The 289-nt window shown below is 60.9% G+C and carries 2 pseudogenes; both read right to left on the bottom strand.

Going from position 1 to position 289, the window contains the following annotated elements:
- Positions 1 to 125, bottom strand: a pseudogene (locus HX786_RS32415) (hypothetical protein); the annotation flags it as partial.
- A gap of 77 nt (positions 126 to 202) precedes the next feature.
- Positions 203 to 289, bottom strand: a pseudogene (locus tag HX786_RS30640) (SAM-dependent methyltransferase); the annotation flags it as partial.

Genomic DNA, 289 nt, shown 5'->3' with positions numbered 1-289 from the left:
TTGTAGGTCTGGCCGCGCTGGACCCAGTCGGTGCACGGGCCCAGGGCGGCGCCCAACCAGGCGGCGATGGCCTTGTGGTCGACGTCGGCGTCCTTGAGGTAAATCTCGATATCAGGTTGGCGCATGGATGTTCCTCGTTGCGGGATTTTGAAAATCCATTCGCGGATTCGGTGTGGGCCCCGAGGCCCACAAAAATAATGGGTTATTGAAGCACGAAATAGTCGTAGCGCATCGACACAGTGACCAGCAGCGGTTCGGCGGCTTCGATCACCCGGGCCCGGCGTTCGGC

Source organism: Pseudomonas sp. 21615526 (genome assembly GCF_013386245.1).
GTDB lineage: Bacteria > Pseudomonadota > Gammaproteobacteria > Pseudomonadales > Pseudomonadaceae > Aquipseudomonas.
Note: the sequence above shows the minus strand (reverse complement) of the source record. Positions and strands in the feature narration are given on the sequence as shown.